This window comes from Granulicella arctica, from assembly GCF_025685605.1.
GTDB classification, from domain to species: Bacteria; Acidobacteriota; Terriglobia; order Terriglobales; family Acidobacteriaceae; genus Edaphobacter; species Edaphobacter arcticus.
Genome location: NZ_JAGTUT010000001.1, coordinates 2786418 through 2805663, shown reverse-complemented (window position 1 = coordinate 2805663; position 19246 = coordinate 2786418). Strand labels below are relative to the sequence as shown.

Annotated in this window: 19 protein-coding genes; 13 read left to right on the top strand and 6 right to left on the bottom strand. The window is 58.6% G+C overall.

Annotation, left to right across the window (positions count from 1 at the left end; genetic code table 11):
* Window positions 1-122 precede the first annotated feature (122 nt).
* A complete protein-coding gene (locus OHL20_RS11925) occupies window positions 123-506 on the bottom strand; it encodes a hypothetical protein (protein WP_263383399.1) in 384 nt (127 codons plus the stop codon).
* 111 nt (window positions 507-617) lie between these two features.
* On the opposite strand from OHL20_RS11925, the gene OHL20_RS11920 reads away from it, so the two are divergent.
* From OHL20_RS11920 to OHL20_RS11870, 11 genes are all read left to right on the top strand, one after another.
* Window positions 618-1601, top strand: a complete 984-nt coding sequence (locus OHL20_RS11920) for an HAD-IIB family hydrolase (RefSeq protein WP_263383398.1) — start codon at window positions 618-620, stop codon at window positions 1599-1601.
* Between the two features lie 255 nt (window positions 1602-1856).
* Entirely contained in the window at window positions 1857-2573 is a 717-nt protein-coding gene (locus OHL20_RS11915) for a lytic transglycosylase domain-containing protein (RefSeq protein WP_317890957.1), read from the top strand.
* A 59-nt stretch (window positions 2574-2632) separates the two neighbouring features.
* Window positions 2633-3673, top strand: a complete 1041-nt coding sequence (locus OHL20_RS11910; protein WP_263383397.1) for a lysylphosphatidylglycerol synthase transmembrane domain-containing protein — start codon at window positions 2633-2635, stop codon at window positions 3671-3673.
* 55 nt (window positions 3674-3728) lie between these two features.
* Complete coding sequence (gene nrdR, locus OHL20_RS11905; protein WP_263383396.1) at window positions 3729-4226, top strand: transcriptional regulator NrdR; 498 nt, start codon at window positions 3729-3731, stop codon at window positions 4224-4226.
* Window positions 4227-4237: 11 nt separating this feature from the next.
* Window positions 4238-5266, top strand: coding sequence for an isocitrate/isopropylmalate dehydrogenase family protein (locus OHL20_RS11900; protein WP_263383395.1), 1029 nt, complete (start codon window positions 4238-4240; stop codon window positions 5264-5266).
* 23 nt (window positions 5267-5289) lie between these two features.
* On the top strand, window positions 5290-6060 hold the full coding sequence (locus OHL20_RS11895) for a hypothetical protein (RefSeq protein WP_263383394.1): 771 nt from the start codon (window positions 5290-5292) through the stop codon (window positions 6058-6060).
* 37 nt (window positions 6061-6097) lie between these two features.
* On the top strand, window positions 6098-6385 hold the full coding sequence (locus OHL20_RS11890; RefSeq protein ID WP_263383393.1) for a hypothetical protein: 288 nt from the start codon (window positions 6098-6100) through the stop codon (window positions 6383-6385).
* Between the two features lie 110 nt (window positions 6386-6495).
* Window positions 6496-7578 (top strand): aspartate-semialdehyde dehydrogenase, encoded by a 1083-nt coding sequence (gene asd, locus OHL20_RS11885; RefSeq protein WP_263383392.1) that lies wholly within the window; start codon window positions 6496-6498, stop codon window positions 7576-7578.
* Window positions 7575-9008, top strand: coding sequence for a lysine-sensitive aspartokinase 3 (gene lysC / locus OHL20_RS11880; RefSeq protein ID WP_263383391.1), 1434 nt, complete (start codon window positions 7575-7577; stop codon window positions 9006-9008). The genes asd and lysC overlap by 4 nt, the downstream gene beginning before the upstream one ends.
* A 10-nt stretch (window positions 9009-9018) precedes the next feature.
* Window positions 9019-9714: a 4-hydroxy-tetrahydrodipicolinate reductase gene (locus tag OHL20_RS11875; protein WP_263383390.1), complete on the top strand. Its 696-nt coding sequence runs from the start codon at window positions 9019-9021 to the stop codon at window positions 9712-9714.
* A 45-nt stretch (window positions 9715-9759) separates the two neighbouring features.
* Window positions 9760-11040: an aminopeptidase gene (locus OHL20_RS11870; RefSeq protein ID WP_263383389.1), complete on the top strand. Its 1281-nt coding sequence runs from the start codon at window positions 9760-9762 to the stop codon at window positions 11038-11040.
* Window positions 11041-11099: 59 nt separating this feature from the next.
* Here the strand turns inward: OHL20_RS11870 and OHL20_RS11865 are convergent, their stop codons facing one another.
* On the bottom strand, window positions 11100-11357 hold the full coding sequence (locus OHL20_RS11865; protein WP_263383388.1) for a GlsB/YeaQ/YmgE family stress response membrane protein: 258 nt from the start codon (window positions 11355-11357) through the stop codon (window positions 11100-11102).
* Between the two features lie 198 nt (window positions 11358-11555).
* Between OHL20_RS11865 and OHL20_RS11860 the strand changes: the two genes are divergently transcribed.
* Window positions 11556-12311 carry an endonuclease/exonuclease/phosphatase family protein gene (locus OHL20_RS11860; RefSeq protein ID WP_263383387.1) on the top strand — a complete coding sequence of 252 codons (756 nt, stop codon included), beginning with the start codon at window positions 11556-11558 and terminating at the stop codon, window positions 12309-12311.
* Window positions 12312-12377: 66 nt separating this feature from the next.
* Here the strand turns inward: OHL20_RS11860 and OHL20_RS11855 are convergent, their stop codons facing one another.
* The 3 genes from OHL20_RS11855 to OHL20_RS11845 form a co-directional block, all read right to left on the bottom strand.
* The gene (locus OHL20_RS11855; RefSeq protein WP_263383386.1) at window positions 12378-12608 is read right to left on the bottom strand and encodes a DUF2171 domain-containing protein; all 231 of its coding nucleotides are present in this window, start codon (window positions 12606-12608) and stop codon (window positions 12378-12380) included.
* A 96-nt stretch (window positions 12609-12704) separates the two neighbouring features.
* Window positions 12705-12905 carry a hypothetical protein gene (locus OHL20_RS11850; protein ID WP_263383385.1) on the bottom strand — a complete coding sequence of 67 codons (201 nt, stop codon included), beginning with the start codon at window positions 12903-12905 and terminating at the stop codon, window positions 12705-12707.
* A 105-nt stretch (window positions 12906-13010) separates the two neighbouring features.
* Window positions 13011-13349 (bottom strand): hypothetical protein, encoded by a 339-nt coding sequence (locus OHL20_RS11845; protein ID WP_263383384.1) that lies wholly within the window; start codon window positions 13347-13349, stop codon window positions 13011-13013.
* Between the two features lie 375 nt (window positions 13350-13724).
* On the opposite strand from OHL20_RS11845, the gene OHL20_RS11840 reads away from it, so the two are divergent.
* Window positions 13725-14798, top strand: a complete 1074-nt coding sequence (locus tag OHL20_RS11840; RefSeq protein ID WP_263383383.1) for a toll/interleukin-1 receptor domain-containing protein — start codon at window positions 13725-13727, stop codon at window positions 14796-14798.
* Between the two features lie 102 nt (window positions 14799-14900).
* On the opposite strand, the gene rpoC is transcribed toward OHL20_RS11840, so the two are convergent.
* The gene (rpoC, locus tag OHL20_RS11835; protein WP_263383382.1) at window positions 14901-19091 is read right to left on the bottom strand and encodes a DNA-directed RNA polymerase subunit beta'; all 4191 of its coding nucleotides are present in this window, start codon (window positions 19089-19091) and stop codon (window positions 14901-14903) included.
* Between the last annotated feature and the right edge of the window lie 155 nt (window positions 19092-19246).

The window sequence follows — 19246 nt, the reverse complement described above, 5'->3', positions numbered from 1 at the left end:
GGAGGGTACCGGCGCGGCCCTGAGGGGGTCTGCGGGGCTCATGTTTGTCAAGTTGTTCGACTTAATTCAGGCGCACGGTCTCTTACGCCTGACGGGCGCAGGAGGCTGGCGCGGGGGAGTCACTAATGAGCTTTGAGCCAGCGACGGGCGGTGAAGTCTGTGGCTACGCTGGCGGCGAGGAGGGTGAGGCTGAGCGTGATGGTGGTGAGAATCCAACCGCTGCTCATGCTTCCCTTCGCCATGAAACGGTCGAGGAGTGCGAGCACAAGAACGAGGACGGCGGCTTCCGCGAAGAAGGACGCGCAACGATGTGCCGAGATTGCGACCAGATCGACCAGCCGTGAGGAGGCGGGAAGGAACGGGGTGCCATCGTCGCCCGAAGAGATCGGGGAGACGAGGATTGGACGCAGAGACTGTTGAGTGTTTTGTTGCGAAAGGTGCTTGAGAAGAAAGGTTGATGCGGTAGAACCACTCCCGGAGGAGCTTCGTACATTTTTGTGAAACATAAACAGACCTTTGTGGTGCCTGCCCAAGTATCGCCTGAGAGCGGACCACGACGGCGTTAATTTCCGGTAAATAGCACAAAAATAGTCACTTACAGCTAGCAGCCTGCTGGAATGCGAGAATGGAAGCAGGGAGACTTACCGATGGTGCGGATGATTGCCCTGGATATGGATGGGACACTTCTTGGGCTGGATGCGCGGGTGAGCCCTCGAAATCTTGCTGCGATTGAAGCGGCTGAGGCGGCTGGAATCCGGGTGGTGATTGCTACGGGACGTCGGCATTGCTACGCGATGCGGCAGTTGCGGGGGCTTGGGCTGGGCGAGGAGAGCGTGCTGGTGAGCTCGAACGGTACCGTGACGCGGTACCTTGGGCACGGAGCGCGGCTGCTGAACCGAAGTTTCCTCTCGACGGAGATCTCGCTGTGGCTTTGTGAGTACGTTGCGGAGTTCCGCGATGCGCTGGTGATCACGTTCGACCGGGTGGGTGCGGATGGTGAGGACAGCTTTGGGTCGCTGGTGGTTGAGAATCTGGAGAACCTGACCTCGAATGTGGACCGGTGGGTTGCGGCGAATGCACCCTATATAGAGTGCGTGGTGCCGATCGAGCGGGCGCTGCTGGCGAGGGATGGGCAGGAGGCGCCTAATCCGCCAATCCAGATGATGCTTTGCGGCACGGTGGAGCGGATGCGGCGGGCGGAGGCGCACCTGCTGGAGCATCCGCAGGTGACGGCAGCGGGTGTGGCGGCGAGCGAGGCGAGACCGGGGGCTACGATTGCGCTGAGTCGGACGGAGTATCCGGCGCGGGACCTGAGTATCGTCGATATTCTTCCTGCCGGGTGCAGCAAGGGCGTGGCGCTGCTGCGGCTCGCCGAGGGCTGGGGAATTCAGCCGGAGGAGTTGATGGCGATTGGGGATAACTGGAACGATGTTTCGATGCTGGAGATCGCGGGGCGGGCGGTGCTGATGAAGAACGCTCCGGAGGATCTGAAGGTGGTTGCCCTGGAACGAGGCTGGGCGATCGGTGGACATCATGATGCCGATGGAGTGGCTGAGGCGATTGAGGCGGTTTTGAGTGAGCAGGAAGTGGTCCTGGCTTAGCGGTTGTGCGTCCAACAGACGGACGCAAGGGTCCCTTCGGGAATAACAGCTAGAAAGGCAAACGATGTAGCTCCTTCGTTTTCGCCCAGGTTGACAGTTTGTGGGTCGGGCAGACGTCTACTTCCTCTGGAGTTTCAGGAATTGGAGAACGAGCAATACGGGGTCTCTCCACCCCGGGTTCTCCGGTCGAGATGACGTTTGTTTTCGGGGTGGAGGATGTTTGGAAAGGTTGGGGCGGTGGTAGCCTTGAGAGGCATGATGGTTCGGCGTTACATTCGGCACGGTATCCGTTTGCTTGCAGTGATCGCGGCTGTTTGCCCGCTGGCGCGGGCGGCGGAGCACGTGACGCTGAAGAATGGCTTTGAGTTTGACTGTGTGCGGCGTGAGGCGGACGGGGAACGGGTTCGGCTCTACCTGCTTGGCGGGAAGAGCAATGATGTATCCAATTACTTTGAGGTTGCGGCTTCGGCGATTGTGAAGGTTGAGGCGCTTCCTGATGAGATCCCCGCTCCGGCGATTGTGAAAGCGGCGGCGATAGTTCAAACGGCAGTAGCTCCTACGACGGCAGAGATGACGGTAATGCTTGCCCGGGCCGGGGAGCAGCACCATATTGATGCGGACATGCTGGCGAGTGTGATCAAGGCCGAGAGCGGTGGTCATGTTCGGGCTGTCTCGCGGACTGGCGCCAGGGGCTTGATGCAGTTGATGCCGGGAACGGCTACACAGCTTGGGGTGAAGGATTCGTTTCAGGCGGACCAGAATATTGCTGGCGGAACGGCATACTTCGACCAGTTGATGACGCGTTATCACGATAATGTGGCTTTTGCGCTGGCAGCGTATAACGCCGGACCTGGTGCGGTAGACCGATGGCATGGTATCCCGCCGTATCGCGAGACGCAGGCGTATGTGGCGCGCGTGATTCGGGAGTTCAACCGCCGTAAGATGTTAGCGCTGACCGCCAGTGCACCGTAAGAGCAGCAAGCTTTGCCAATCCGTAGCAAATCCTCTCCCTGAATAGAGCAAAGCCAGCCATGAAGAAACGCAATGCCATCTTCCTCGTCATCCTGATCGCGTTAGCGGTGACCGTCTTTCTGAATCGCGGCAGAATTCACTTCGACTGGAGCGCGTTTATGCTGCAGTTGCGGACGGTGAGCCTGGGCCATCTGGCTGCGGGTATTGCGTTGATCTGGGGGACGTTCTGGCTGCGGGCGTGGCGCTGGTCGATCTTTATCTCGCCTACGAAGAAGGTGCCATTTACCCGGCTGGTGGGGTCGCAGTTTATTGGGTTTACGGCGGTCGCGCTGTTTGGGCGGCTTGCGGATCTGACGCGCCCTTATCTGCTGGCGAAGCGGGTGGATCTTTCGCTGAGTTCGCAGGTGGCGGTGTATACGATCGAGCGAATGTTCGACCTGGCGGCGGCGGCGATCATCTTCTCGACGGCGATGGCGGTGACGCCGAAAGGTCTGCCGCATCACGATCTTTTCGTGCGCGTTGGCTTGGGCAGCCTTGTGGTGACTGTGGCGATTGCGGTGTTTGCGGTCTCGGTCCGGATTGCGGGTGGTGCTGTCGCGGCGTTTGCGCGGACTACGATTGGGCGACTCTCAAAACCTGCGGGTGAGAGCTTTGCGACGAAGGTGCTTGGGTTTCGGGATGGGCTGAATACGCTGGCTTCGTTCCAGGATTTTCTGCTGGTACTGGCGATCTCGCTGACGATGTGGGGGATGATCGGCGGGGCATACTATGAGACGGCACATGCGTTTGTGCGGACGCCGGAGCTGGCGGGACTGACCTTTTCGCGCACGATGCTGCTGATGGCGGCGAGCATTGGCGGCGGTCTGCTGACGCTGCCGATCATCGGCTGGTTTACACAGATTGCGGCTATGGCGGCGGCGATGCAGGCGTTCTACGGAGCGCCGATCGAAGCGGCCACGGCATGCGGTGCGTTGCTACTGGTGGTGACAATGCTGTCGATTGTGCCGGTGGGGCTGATCTTCGCGCAGATTGAGCAGGTGAGTTTGAAGCCGGCGGCGATCGAGCATGAGGCGATTGCGGGTGTGGACGCGGCGGAGTGACGTGGTCGCCAGGGGACGACGTCGGCGGCTTCGCTGCTAGAATCTTGAGATTGCAATGAAGTGTCCTTACTGTGGGTTTGCGGAAGATCGCGTTGTGGATTCGCGCGAGAGTAAAGAGGCGGATTCGATTCGCCGGCGGCGGGAGTGTGAGCGCTGCAACAAGCGCTTCACGACCTATGAACGCATTGACGAGATACCCTACATGGTAGTGAAGAAGGATGGGCGACGGGAGAAGTTCGACCGGCACAAGGTGCTGGACGGGCTGATGCACGCGTGCCTGAAGCGGCCGGTCGGGTCCCTACTGCTGGAGCAGATCGTGGACGAGACAGAGGCGTTCGTGGTGGATTCTTCGGAGCGGGAGCGGTCGACGAGCGAGGTTGGCGAGCTGATCATGACGCGGTTGAAGGCGATCGATACGGTGGCGTATATCCGGTTCGCGAGCGTGTATCGAGACTTCAAGGATGTGAGCGAGTTCAAGGCTGAGCTGGAAGAATTGCTCAGCAGCAGGAAGATTGGCGACGGGAAAGATTCCCGGGCGCGGGCGAAGGACTAAAAGGAGAGACGATGGCTACGACGCATAAGGTGACGCTGGTTCCGGGCGATGGGATTGGTCCTGAGGTAACGGCTGCGGTGGTGAAGATTCTGGAGTCCGCTGGTGGAGCTACCGGCGTGAGCTTCGACTGGCACACGTTTGACGCGGGCGCGGATGCGTTTGCGAAGACGGGCGAGTACATTCCGAAGGCGCTGTATGAGTCGATCGAGCAGAATCGGGTGGCGCTGAAGGGACCGGTGACGACGCCGATTGGCGGTGGATTCTCATCGATCAACGTGACGCTGCGGAAGAAGTTCGACCTGTTTGCGAACTTTCGGCCGATCAAGAATCTGCCTGGATTGAAGACGAACTATCCGGGCGTGGATCTGATTATCTTCCGCGAGAATACGGAGGATTTGTACGCTGGACTGGAGTTAATGATTGTGCCGGGTGTGGCGCAGTCGCTGAAGATCATTACGGAGAAGGGCTCGACACGGATCTCGAAGGCGGCGTTCGACTATGCGCGGAAGCATGGGCGGAAGAAGATTCACTCGATCCATAAGGCCAACATCATGAAGCTGACGGATGGGCTGTTTCTGGATTGTGCGCGGAAGGTGGCGGCCGGGTTTCCTGAGGTGGAGTACAAGGAACACATCGTCGACAACACCTGTATGCAGCTGGTGATGAATCCGTACCAGTACGATATTTTGCTGACTGAGAATTTGTATGGGGATATTTTGAGCGACCTCTGCTCGGCGTTTGTGGGCGGGTTGGGGCTGGTTCCGGGAGCGAACCTTGGGCACGAGTGCGCGATCTTTGAGGCGGTGCATGGGTCGGCTCCGGATATTGCGGGGAAGGATATGGCGAACCCGACGGCGCTGCTGCAGAGTGCGGTGCTGATGCTGCATCATTTGGATGAGGCGGCTACAGCGGAGCGGGTGCAGGCGGGGATTGAGGCTGTGTATACGGCTGGGACGACTCTGACGAAAGATGTCGGCGGCACGAGCGGGACGAAGGCGTTTGCGGATGCGGTGATTGCGGCGATGGAGTCGGCGGCTTAGGTTTGGGGTATTTGGAGTTGTCGATGAAGCGCTATGTTGTGTTGGTGGTGGTTGCGGCTTGCCTGGTTCAGGGTTGCAAGTCCAAGGAAGTTACTCCGGCGGCAAAGATCGAGGCTCAGAAGCAGGTCGCTCCACTTGATCCGACTACGCTGGGGGATGTGAGTGGGACGGTTCACTTCACGGGCAAGGTGCCGGTGGCGGTGAAGATCGACACGAGCATGGACCCGGCGTGTGCGATGTCGGGTAGTGCGGACTTTACCGCGGAGCAGTACGTGGTGAAGGATGGCAAGCTGGCGAATGTGTATGTGTATGTGAAGAGCGGTCCGGCTATGGTCGTGGCAGCGATGAGCAACGGACCGGCTGCGGTGCTCGACCAGAAGGGCTGCCGGTATACGCCGCACGTGATCGCGGTGATGCAGGGTGGGTCGGTTGAGTTCCGCAACTCGGATGCGACGATGCACAACATCCACACGATGCCTGCGGTGGTGGGGAACGAAGCGATCGATGTGTCGCAGGGACCGAAGGGTGCACCGGTGTTGAAGCGGTTCGACAAGGCGGAGGCGATGATGCCGGTGCGGTGCAACAACCATCCGTGGATGAATGCATTTATCAACGTGTCGGCTACGCCATTTTTCGCGGTGACGGATGCGGCGGGACACTTCGATCTGAAGGGGCTACCGGCGGGGCAGTATGTGCTTGGCGCCGTGCATGAGAAGCTGGGCGAGCAGACGCTGACGGTGACGGTTCCGGCCAAAGGAGCGGCAAAGGGAGACTTTAGCTTCGCGATGAAGTAGGATGCAGCATCCTATATTTTCACGAGGTTAGGTGTAGATGATCGTTCATTGGCTTCCGCTGTGGTTCCTGATCTTCTCTCTCTTTCTCCCACGTATTGCTCTTGTTGTGGCGTGGTTCGACCGCGACCTGGTCCACTTTCACCTGGGTACGGGATGGATTCCTCCGCTGCTGGCGCTGCTGGTGCCACGCCTTCTGATCCTGTTCCTGATCTATCAGGATCAAGGGTTCAGTATCTGGTTTTTGATCCATGCGATTGCGTTGCTGATGGTCTGGGGTGGTGGTAGTCATCAGGTCAATCGACGGCGGCGGCGAGACGATTATTAGTGAATTCAAAAGGGGCCAGAGCGGCCCCTTTTGTGTGCGTTATAGCCAGGCCATGTACCTTCTGCGGAATTCGTGCCAGCGCAGGCTTCACCGCGTTATTCTAAGAAGATATGGAACGGCGTAAGGTTGGTATTCTCGGCGCGACCGGCATGGTCGGGCAGCGATTCATTCAGTTACTGAGCCACCATCCGTGGTTTGAGATCACCTGGCTTGCGGCCAGCGATCGTAGTGCCGGTAAGACCTACGGCGAAGCCTGCCGGTGGAAGCTCGATACGCCGTTGCCCGCTAAGATTGCGGCGATGACGATGCAGCCGAACATTCCCGAGGGTGCTGTTGGCGAGTTGCCGCACATCATCTTCGCGGCGCTGGATACGGATATCGCACGCGAGTTGGAGCCGAAGTTTGCGGCTGCCGGTTGCGCGGTGATTTCTAACTCGAGCGCGTTCCGGATGACGGCGGATGTGCCGCTGGTGATCCCCGAGGTGAACGTCGATCACCTGGCGATGATCGAGGCACAAAGCTGGCGCAAGGAGAGTGGCGGCTATATCGTCACGAACCCTAACTGCTCGGCGATTGGGCTGGTGCTGGCGTTGAAGCCGCTTCAGGAGCGCTTCGGGATCGAGAGCATGTTTGTGAGCACGATGCAGGCGATCAGCGGGGCGGGCTATCCGGGCGTGGCTTCGCTCGACATTCTGGGCAATGTGGTCCCGTACATCAAGAACGAAGAAGAGAAGATGCAGGAGGAGGTTCAGAAGCTCCTCGGCACGTTGAACGGCAGCCATGTGGAGATGCTGGATGCGAAGGTGAGTGCGCACTGCAATCGCGTCGCGGTCGAAGATGGTCATACGGAGTGTGTGAGCATCAAGTTCCAGAAGAAGGCGACTCGTGAGGAGATTCTTGCGGCGTGGAGCGAATTTGCGCCGCTCGATAGCGCGCACCTCCCCACTGCGCCTGACCAGCCTGTGGAGTACGACGCTGGTGTGGATCGGCCGCAGCCTCGGCTTGACCGGATGCGCGGTGGTGGAATGGCTGCCGTCGTTGGCCGGTTGCGTGAATGCCCACTGCTGGATTGGAAGTTTGTCGTGCTCTCGCACAATACGATCCGTGGGGCTGCTGGTGCGGCGGTATTGAATGCAGAGGTGCTGGCGCTGATGGGCAAGCTCGATCCGCTGAAGAAGCTGGCGGTCGCATGAGCACACCGCGGGGACAGCTTGTCGTGATGAAGTTTGGCGGGACCTCGGTTGAAGATGCCAAGGCGATGCTGCGGACCGCGGCTATTGTCGAGGGTCGAAAGCGGCGCGGTCTGCAGGCTATCGTCGTGGTTTCGGCCATGGCGAAGGTGACGGATATGTTGCTCGCTGCCTCCGACGCCGCGGGCCGCGGTGACAAGGCTGGAGCTTTGGCGCTGTGTGCCCGGCTGCGGCATCGGCACATCGATACGGCGGCGGAGTTGCTGGATGGAGAGCGATTCGCCGGTATTCAGAACCTGCTGAGCCATGAATTCGACGCGCTGGATGACCTGCTGCGCGGCATCTCCGCCGTGGGTGAGTTGACACCACGTACCAACGATCTTGTGGTGAGCTTTGGCGAGCGGCTGTCGAGCCGGATGGTGGCTGCGGCGCTCGATCAGCGTGGGCTGAGCGGCGTGCATGTCGATGCGCGGACCTGCATCATTACGGACGATCATTATGGCAAGGCAGTTCCGCAAGAGGCTGCGATTGAGCAGAAGCTGGTTGAGTATGTGCTGCCGCTGCTTGAGGCGGGAAGCACTCCTGTGATGGGCGGCTTTATTGGGTCGAACGCGGCGGGCATTACGACGACGCTTGGACGCGGTGGGAGCGACTACACGGCGGCGCTGGTTGGCGGCGGGCTGCATGCCGGGGCGATTGAGATCTGGACAGACGTGAACGGGATTATGACGACCGATCCGCGGATCTGCCCGGATGCGCTGCGGGTGAAGACGATCAGCTTTGAAGAGGCGGCGGAGTTGGCGTACTTCGGCGCAAAGGTGCTGCACCCGGCGACGATTCTGCCTGCGGTGCAGAAGAGTATTCCGGTGTGGGTACTGAACTCGCGGAATGCGGAGAACGAGGGCACGAAGATTACAGCGCTTGCGCCTCCGTGTGCCAGCCCCTTTAAGAGCATTGCGGCGAAGAAGCGGCTGACGATCATCGATGTGGTGGCGAGCCGCATGCTGATGTCGCATGGCTATCTGAAGGCTGTGTTCGATGTGTTTGACAAGTATGAGTGCGCGATTGATATGGTGTCGACGAGCGAGGTGAGCATCTCGCTGACGGTGGACTCGAACCAGCGGTTGCCTGAGATCTGCGCGGAGTTGAGCAAGATTGCCGATGTGAAGTATGAGGGCCGGAAGGCGCTGGTGTGCCTGGTCGGTGAGGATATTCGCGGGCATAACGGGATCGCTGGTCGCGTCTTTTCGGCGATTGGGCATGTGAATGTGCGAATGATCTCGCAGGGTGCGAGCGAGATCAACATGAGCTTCATGATCGAAGAGGATGATGTGGAGGAGGCGATTCGCAGCCTGCACAAGGTCTTCTTCGCGCAACCGGATGAGACAGTGTTTGATGTGGCTGCACGCGTGATGACGGGCGCTGAGGTTTAGAGAGGAAACAATGCGGATATTGGTGTTGGGGCATGGCAAGACTGGCAAGTTGGTCGCAGATGTTGCTTCGGAACGAGGGCACGGTGTCCATGTGCTGGACGCGAAGGAGAACAAAGAGGCCGCGGCATTAACGGCTCCGTTTGTGGCTGGGTTCGATGCGGTGATCGACTTTACAGCGCCTGAGGCCGTGGTCCAAAACATGCGGGCGTGCCTGGCTACCGGCGCGAAGATGGTTGTCGGCACGACGGGCTGGTACGAGAAGCTTTCCGACATGCGCGGACTGGCAGAACGACGCGGCGGCAGCCTGCTGTACGGTACGAATTTTTCGATTGGGGTGCAGGTAATGCTGCAGATCGCGACGACGATGGGCGCGGCCTTGAAGGGTGCGGGGTATGACTTTCGGATCGCGGAGACGCACCACCTGAGCAAGCTGGACTCGCCCTCGGGCACGGCGATCAGCCTGGGTGAGATGGTGCAGGCGGCGGCTGGCATTCCCGAGGTGCCGATTGAGGCGGTGCGTGAGGGCGATGTGATGGGGCTGCACGTGCTCGAGGCTAAGAGTGGTTCGGACCGGCTGATTCTGACGCATGAATCGTTCTCGCGGCGCGGGTTTGCCGAGGGGGCGGTGCGGGCAGCCGAGTGGCTGATTCTGCAGAAGACAGGCTGCTATGACTTTCGGGACGTCTACACAAAGTTGACCAGCTAGTGGCGGCGCTTGCTATTTAGGTGCCGCAACTTCTAGGCTAGAGAGATGTCAACTGCCGTCGCTCCCGTGTCCCCCACATTCGACTTCGCCTCACTCCCCTTTGAAGAGAAGCTCGATCGATTTGCCAAGGTTGCTGTCCATGTTGGGCTGAATTTGCAGGCGGGACAGGAACTGCTGATCTCTGCGTCGATTGAGATGCTGCCGCTGGTGCGACGCATTACGGAGCATGCCTATAAGGCTGGCGCGCTGCTTGTGACCACTTTTTATGGGGATGACGAGACGGTGCTTGCGCGCTACAAGTATGCGCAGGATGGCTCGTTTGACCATGCCGCCCAGTGGATGGCAGACGGAATTGCGGCCGCGTTTGGTGGCGGGGCGGCGCGCCTGGCGATTGCCGGAGCGAATCCTGCGCTGCTGGCGGGACAGGACCCAGCGAAGGTTTCGCGGGCAAATATTGCAGGATCGAAGGCGAATAAGCCGGCGATGGAGTTGATTACGCGCCATGCGATCAACTGGTCGATTGTGGCTGCGGCTACCCCGGCGTGGGCCAAACTGGTGTTTCCAGGCGTGAGTGAGGACGAGGCAGTTTCGAAGCTCTGGGATGCGATCTTTACGGCTTCGCGGGCGACGTCTGACGACCCGGTTGCGGCCTGGAAGGCACATAGCCGGCATCTTCATGGTCGCGTCGCGTACCTCAATGAGAAGCGCTTCTACTCGCTTCGATTCCACAATGAGAGTGGGACGACGGACCTTACGGTTGGGCTGGCGGACGATCATCTCTGGGCGGGCGGCGGCGGCGAGGCCGGTAATGGAGTGTTCTGCAATGCGAATATCCCGACGGAAGAGTGCTTCACGACTCCGCATAAGGACAGGGTGGATGGCTTTGTGAAGGCGTCCAAACCGCTATCGCACCAGGGGACGCTGATTGAGAATATTACCTGCACGTTTGAGGGCGGGAAGATTGTGAAGGCTACGGCCACGGCTGGTGAGGATGCGCTGAATCGCCTGATCGCCACAGATGATGGTGCTCGACGGCTGGGGGAGGTGGCGCTGGTTCCCCACTCGTCGCCGATTGCGCAGAGTGGGATTCTGTTCTGGAGCACGTTGTTCGACGAGAATGCAGCCAGCCATATTGCGCTTGGCCAGGCTTATGCGACGTGCCTCAAGGGCGGAGAGCATATGGATGAGGCTACGCTGGCCGGACTGGGTGCTAATTCGAGCTTGATTCATGTGGACTGGATGATCGGTTCGGGCGAGATGAATGTGGATGGGGTCGCTGCGGATGGATCTTCTGAACCGCTTATGCGGCTTGGGGAGTGGGTCTAGACGTCCGGCTGTCTGGATGGAGAAAGCCACTGCTTATTGCAGTGGCTTTCTTCTTTTCGTCAGCGAATCTTTTGTCGGGTCAGGAGATGGTAGATGGCGAGGAGAATGAGTGCGCCCAGCAGGGACATGAGGAAGCCTGCTGACTGATCCGGGCCATAGTGGCCGATGGATCGACCGATGAAGGTGCCAAGGAATGAGCCGACAATGCCGATGAGGACGGTGGCGATGAAGCCGCCGGGGTTGTCGCCGGGGAGGATGAACTTGGCGATGACGCCTACGATGAGGCCGATCAGGACGACCCAGAGAAGATGAAACATGGGAACCGCTTTCTTGTGTGCCTTCAAGGCAGACGCTGAGATGTGGTGCTGAGACTGACGGTGGGAATCGATAAGTCCTACGTTTTGATGCAAAGCGGTGAGATTCTTTATTAAGAGACTGATGTTTATTTCGCATTTACCACTTCGCGAGGAGTTTCGCTTACACTTTCACCCAATCACTTTAGCGAGGAGATGGGTATGCCAAACCTCACCGTGCTGTCTCTCAACATGCAGGGAGTTCCAGCGAGTCAGATTGCAGCGGCGATACTGACGATCAAACCAGATATTGTTGCGTTGCAGGAGGTACCCGCAACAAGTTCCTTCTATGCGGAGCTGAGCCATGGACTGAAGAGTTCGGGGGACTACGCATACACGGGACCAGTTCGGGAGTATCCGAACCCGCCACCAATTATTGGGCGCCAATACCTTGACGCACAGGGGTCTATGAAGCAGATCTTCGTGCTGTATAAGCAGAGCGTGCTGCAACTCAGTAAGAAGCTCGGGCTGGTGAACTTTCTGAACGACGCGAATATCACTGCTCCAAGAAGCGTGCAGGAGGCGCGTGGACAGGGTTTTGCCGCGAGGCCACCGGCTTACTGCAGGTTCACGATGACTGCTACGGGAGAGTCCGTTGGTTTGTTTACCTGGCATGCTCCGACACGGGTGGATGCTGCGCATCGAGCAGCGCTGGACCACTTTGACGATTCGTTCGTGCTGGACCAGGCAGTGCTGAAGAATCATCTGACGATCCTGGCTGGGGACTTCAATAATGACAATCTGACGAACTACTTTGCGGACTTCCAGCAGGGTATCCAGCACAAGTTTGATTACATTCTTGGAGATCAGGCGACTAGTTGTGCGGACCTATCCAACGGGCCACATAAGGGGCTGCTCGATAGTTTATGCACAAAGACGCAGGACCACTTTGCGATGGGTGCTACGTTTACTTTTTAGCAGAGGTTGAATGCACCGAGGGAGCGGCTTTGGCCACTCCCTCGGTTGTGCTACTTGGATGTGGGACTAGTTCTCGACTTCTTTTTCCATGCTGATTGCTTCGGAGGCGGGGACGTTGAGGACTACCTTGCCACCGTCGATTGAGGCGACGAGTTCGAGTTTGATGTAGTGATGCTGGCCGTTGGCGAGCGGGTCCTTCTTGGTGAGCTTGATGCCGAGATTGTCGACGGAGCCGACGTGCTGGCCGTCGGAGCCGACGACTTCCATGTGCTCGCTGATCTGTGTTGTGTCTACCATGATGCTCCTGAACTCAGTTGAATTGGTGGTTCAGGAGGTTGAGATGTCACGTAGGAAGCTGCTGTTGTGCCTGTCTGTGTCGGTGGACGGCGATGTTTATGCTGTCGTTATGTTCGCTGAGATTGTGCGGGAGACAGGTTCGGGGGCCGGGGCGTGGACGCCGCCTTTTGAAGGATGGGCCATGAGGGTGAGGATGATAGCGCCGGCGGTGATCGAGCCCATGATGGTGATGATGAGAAGGAAGAGCTTCCAGCGGAAGGGCCCGGTGCTGTGTGCGTGTTGAAGTTCGAGTGCCATAGGAATATCCCCGCAAATTGAAGGAATTCTACGCCGTTTGAGGTACGGGTGGCTAGGGGTCCCATCCTTTCGAGGGGAGGTTGCGAAAGGATGGGTCGGGCTGCGCTAGTTGACTCTGCCGTTGTGCTTGTCGCGGTAGATGCGGCGGGACTGCTGGTTCTGCTGGTGGTGGAGCGTGGTGCGGTCCTGATGGGTGAGGTGGCCGTTGTCCTGGGCGCGCATGCCTTTTTCTTCCTGGTGAATGCCGTGCTCCTGGTTCTCGAGATGCGTGGTCTCGCCGGGGGTGAGCTGGCCACTGCGGTCACCCTGGGCGATGCGTCCCTGCTGGTCGGCGCGGCGCTGGTTGACGTTGTAGTCGTTGCGGCCGGGGGTCGGGGTCTGGGCGAGTAGGGCTGCCGGGGCGAGAGAGAGGGCGGCGAGGAGGGCGATGTGTTTGAAGTTCATGGTGTGTCTCCTAACTGTCTTTTCGCGGAGGCTTTAGACTCTCGCGATTGGCTTACGTTAGGTAGAGACACAATGGGTTGGTGGGAGTTTTGGGCAACTATTTATTTTTTGGGGTGTTGGGGCGGAGGCTGGCTTGTGTGGCATGGCAGTCGAGCGAACGATCAGTGAGAATGGTTCGTCTTTCTCGCGTTCGGGCGGTGCGATGTTCGTTATTGTTGGCAACACCTAGGCTTTATGAAGGTGCAGAGGATAAGGCACCCGATCCTGGATGCTTGATCAAGCGAAGTGAACGGTTTCGCGCTACATTACCCCGGGCAAGAACCTGCGTGCGAATGGCACGTAGTACCAACCTGTCTATTCTGCTATAAGCTTCCTATGACTTCCGATCTTCTCTTCAGCCGGCATGACATCTACAGTGTTCTAGAAAATCAGAAAAACTCATTACGATTGAATGCGCGCAAGGCGCCGGAATCTTGGGCTAGCGAAGATGACGCTGTGATCGTTAACCGTTTAGTCACGGAGTTCGAGATAGAGGTGCCTCAGCTCCAAGAAGCTCACATAGAGATGAGTCAAACAGAGGTGGATGTAGACGTCAGCCATGACCCAATGCGATTTATTTCAAATCGATCGAGACCTCATTATATAAAGGGGCTGAAGTTCATCTTTCATATACCTTTTATCGGCGATGGCGGTCTTTTTGAAGTTCAGCCAGCGAGTTTCACTCTGAATCCTCCACGCGGAAAAGTAGTAGGTCAAGAACTTCAATTTGTTTATGAAGCCACTTACGAGCGCGCTACAGGGGTAAAGGCAACAATGGAAAGTGAACTCTCGAAGGTTAAGAACTATTTGAATAGTCTCCGACCTTCCGCAGAGCAGTTGAAAATAGAACTAAAGCAACTAGCAACTGCAGAGTGGCAAACCAGAAAGAGCAAGTTTAGTGAACGAGAAACCTTACTATCTTCGTTCAGCTTCCCCGAGCGTAAACAGGGCAAAGCTGATAACCAACTAGATACTTCCAAAGAGGTTGCTGCAAAGGCTGCGTCCCAGTGGCATGTGTTCATCTCTCACGCAAGTGAAGATAAAGAGGCTTTCGCGAAGCCATTGGCCGAAGAATTGAAGCTAAGGGGCTTAGATGTCTGGTATGACGAATACACTCTAACAGTAGGAGACAGCTTGCGCAGAAGAATAGATGAAGGACTCTCAAGATCTAAATTCGGCGTGGTAATTCTCAGTAAGGCTTTTTTTGAAAAAGAGTGGCCACAAAGAGAGCTTGATGGTTTAGCGGCAAGAGAGATAAACGGAGTTAAAGTAATACTACCCGTTTGGCATGGAGTCGACCAAAGAGATGTATTGGCGTTCTCTCCGACTCTTGCAGATAGGCTTGGCGTTTCAAGTGTCAAAGGCATTCCAGAAGTAGTCACGCAGCTCCTTGCAGCTATGAACCGATAGATCGATCAAACACGCAAACAAGGGCGGACTCTTTCGAGTCCGCCCTTGTTTGTTGCGGTAGTTTAAGGTTTCACGCGAAGCGTCTAGCGCGGTACGAAGTACCTACTCGGCGGCTAGTTCTTCTTGTTCGCCTTCCATGCGCATCTGCTCTAGTTCGCGCTCTTCGGCTTCGATGGCTGAGGCTACTTCCTGCTGGACCTGGGCTGCCGCTTCCTCTAACTCAGGGGAGAGTTGGACGTTGCGGTAGTACTCCATGCCGGTTCCGGCGGGGATGAGGCGGCCGACGATGACGTTTTCCTTGAGGCCACGGAGCGTGTCGATCGAGCCGTTGATGCTGGCTTCGGTGAGGACGCGGGTGGTCTCCTGGAAGCTGGCGGCCGAGATGAAGCTGTCGGTCGAGAGCGACGCCTTGGTGATGCCGAGGAGGAGCGAACGGCCGATTGCCGGGCGTCCGCCGGTCATGAGGACGCGCTGGTTTTCAGCGTTGAAGCGGAAGCGGTCGGTCTGCTGGTCCACGAGGAACGTGGTGTCGCCAACCTCTTCGATCTTGACCCAGCGAAGCATCTGGCGAACGATGGTTTCGATGTGCTTATCGGAGATGGTCACGCCCTGCAGGCGATAGACTTCCTGGATTTCGTTGACGAGGTACTGCTGGAGAGCGCGCTCTCCGAGGACCTCGAGGATGTCGTGCGGGTTGCGGGGACCATCGATGAGGGCATCACCGGCACGAAGGCGTTCGCCTTCCTGCACGTTGACGTAAGTACCGCGGGGAACGCTGTACTCCTCTTCCTGGCCGTTATCGGCGGTGACGTAGACCTTGCGCTGACCCTTGGAGACTTCGCCGAACCGGACGACGCCATCGATCTTCGAGATGATCGCCGGGTCACGGGGCTTGCGGGCCTCGAAGAGCTCGACGACACGCGGCAGACCGCCGGTGATGTCCTTGGTACGGGTGGTTTCACGAGGGATCTTCGCGAGGATGTCTCCGGGGAAGATCTCATCTCCATCGGCGACCATGAGGTGGGCGCGCGATGGCATGAGGTACCGCTTGTTACCCTGCGCCGACTTGATGAGGATGGCAGGCTGACGCTTCTCGTCGGAGGAGTCGGCAACCACGAGGCGGGAGAGCCCAGTGACTTCGTCGACTTCTTCGTTGAGGGTGACGCCTTCCTGCAGGTCCTTGAACTGGACGGTTCCGGCGATCTCGGTGAGGAGCGAGAAGGTGTAGGGATCCCACTCGCCGAGACGGTCGCCCTGCGCGACGGTAGCACCATCTTCGATCTTCAGCTTGGCGCCGTAGACGACAGCGTAACGCTCCTTCTCACGACCCTTATCGTCGACGATGGCGAGTGAACCGTTGCGGTTGAAGGCAACGAGACCACCCTCCTTGGCGCGGACGGTAACGAGGTTGATGAAGCGAACCGTACCGGCGTTCTTGGCCTCGAGGTGCGAGGCATCCGAGACGCGCGAAGCGGTTCCGCCGATGTGGAAGGTACGCATGGTGAGCTGGGTGCCGGGCTCGCCGATGGACTGTGCCGCGATGACGCCGACGGCTTCGCCCATCTCCACCATCTTGCCGGAGCCGAGGTTACGGCCGTAGCAGAGGATGCAGACACCGCGCTTGGATTCGCAGGTGAGAACGGAGCGAATCTTGACGCGCTCGATACCAGCAGCTTGCACTGCGGAGGCGAGGTCTTCGTCGATCTCCTGGTTGATCTCGACGATGGTCTTGCCCTCGAAGTCCTTGAGCTTTTCGAGCGAGACGCGGCCAATGATGCGGTCGCGAAGGGGCTCGATGGTCTCACCGGCTTCGATGATCGGGGTGACGTAGATGCCTTCGACCGTGCCGCAATCGTTGTGCGAGATGATGACATCCTGCGCAACGTCGACGAGACGACGCGTGAGGTAACCTGAGTCAGCCGTCTTCAACGCCGTATCCGCGAGACCCTTACGGGCTCCGTGGGTCGAGATGAAGTACTGCAGAACCGTGAGGCCTTCGCGGAAGTTCGCCGTGATGGGGGTCTCGATGATTTCGCCAGAAGGCTTGGCCATCAATCCACGCATACCAGACAGCTGACGAATCTGCTGCTTCGATCCACGAGCACCGGAGTCGGCCATGATGTAGATGGGGTTCATCGCCCCTTCTTTATCAGCCCGCTTCATGTTGTTGAACATCTCATCGGCAACGCGCTCGGTAACACCCGACCACATCTGGATGACCTTGTTGGAGCGCTCACCGTTGGTGATGGCACCATCAAGATACTGCTGCTGCATCGCGAGGACGGTCTTCTCGGCATCGCCAACGAGGGTGTACTTGGAGTCCGGGATGACCATGTCGTCCAGTCCGACCGAGAGGCCGGAGCGGGTCGCATAGGTGAAGCCGAGATCCTTGACGCGATCGAGGGTCTTGACGGTGACTTCGAGGCCCAGGTTCAGGTAGCAGTAGTTGATGAGCTGGCCGATGCCCTTCTTCTTGAGAAGGCCATTGACGAACGGCATGCCCTCGGGGAGCGCATCGTTGAGGATGGCGCGACCGACGGTGGTCGAGATGAACTGCTTGTTGTACTCGACCGGCTCGGTGTGGTTGAGGTCCTGATCGTCGTAAGCAGTGGTCATGTCGAGCACCATGCCGGTGTAGCGCAGACGAATCGGGGTAAGGGTCTCAACCTGCTTGGCCTCGATGGCCATGTAGATCTCTTCAATGTTCGCGAAGACGCGGCCTTCGCCGATGGCGTTGACCTTGGCCTTCGTGAGGTAGTAAAGACCCAGCACGAGATCCTGCGTCGGGACCGTGATCGGCTGGCCGCTGGCGGGCGAGAGGATGTTGTGCGAAGCAAGCATGAGTACGCTGGCTTCGATCTGGGCCTCGGGCGAGAGCGGGATGTGGACGGCCATCTGGTCGCCGTCGAAGTCCGCGTTGAAGGCGGTGCAGACGAGCGGATGGATCTTGATCGCCTTACCTTCTACGAGCACGGGCTCGAAGGCCTGGATGCCGAGACGGTGAAGAGTCGGAGCGCGGTTGAGCAGGACCGGGTGATCCTTGATGACCTCTTCGAGGATGTCCCAGACGATGGGCTCCTGCATCTCGACCATCTCTTTGGCTTGCTTGATGGTGGTGCAGTGACCGGTCTGCTCGAGGCGGTGGTAGATGAACGGCTTGAAGAGCTCAAGCGCCATCTTCTTGGGGAGACCGCACTGGTGCAGCTTCAGCTCGGGACCGACGACGATGACCGAACGGCCAGAGTAGTCGACGCGCTTGCCGAGGAGATTCTGACGGAAGCGGCCCTGCTTGCCCTTGAGGGTGTCGGAGAGCGACTTGAGGGGGCGGTTGTTCGCGCCACGAAGAACGCGGCCACGGCGACCGTTGTCGAACAAAGCGTCGACGGCCTCCTGGAGCATGCGCTTCTCGTTGCGGACGATGACCTCGGGCGCATGGAGATCCATGAGCTTCTTGAGGCGGTTGTTGCGGTTGATCACGCGACGGTAGAGGTCGTTGAGATCGGACGTGGCGAAGCGGCCGCCATCAAGCGGGACGAGGGGGCGGAGTTCCGGCGGGATCACAGGGATCACGTCGAGAATCATCCACTGAGGAAGATTGTCCGACTTCCGGAAGGCCTCGACGATCTTGAGGCGCTTAGAGTATTTAAGCTTCTTCTGGAGCGAGGTCTCGGTCTTCATGCGCTCGCGAAGTTCAATGGCGAGCTCCGGAATTTCAACGCGCTTGAGAAGCTCCTTGATGGCCTCGGCGCCCATCATGGCCTTGAAGCCGCCGGGACGGTACTGAGCATCGAGCTCGCGGAAGCGGGTCTCGTCCTTAATAACCTCGCGCTCCTTGACGGGCGCGTCGCCTGGATCGACGACTACGTAGGACTCGAAGTAGAGGACCGCTTCGAGCTCACGGAGAGAGATGTCGAGCAGGTGGCCGATGCGCGACGGGAGGCCCTTGAAAAACCAGACGTGCGAGCAAGGGGAGGCGAGCTCGATGTGGCCGAGGCGTTCGCGACGGACCTTCGAGAGGGTGACTTCGACGCCGCATTTGTCGCAGATAACGCCGCGGTGCTTCATGCGCTTGTACTTGCCGCAGAGGCACTCCCAGTCTGTGATGGGTCCAAAGATGCGGGCGCAGAAGAGGCCGTCGCGTTCGGGCTTGAAGGTGCGGTAGTTGATGGTCTCGGGCTTGGTGACTTCGCCATGCGACCAGCTGCGGATCTTCTCGGGGGAGGCGAGCTGGATCTTGATGGCGTCGAAGTCGGCGATGGGGCCGGTGAGTTCAAAGGGGCTGGAGCGGAACATATGTTTGCGTCTCCGGTGCAGCTCTTGCCTTTAGCGGTTTGCTATCAGCTCAGCTGCTGGTTGCACTGCTTGCATTCTGCCGGGCGATGGAGGGTAGGCCATCACCTGCTTCTATTCGGTGCCGGGATCTTTGCGGCCGGCTTCCGTGAGCATTG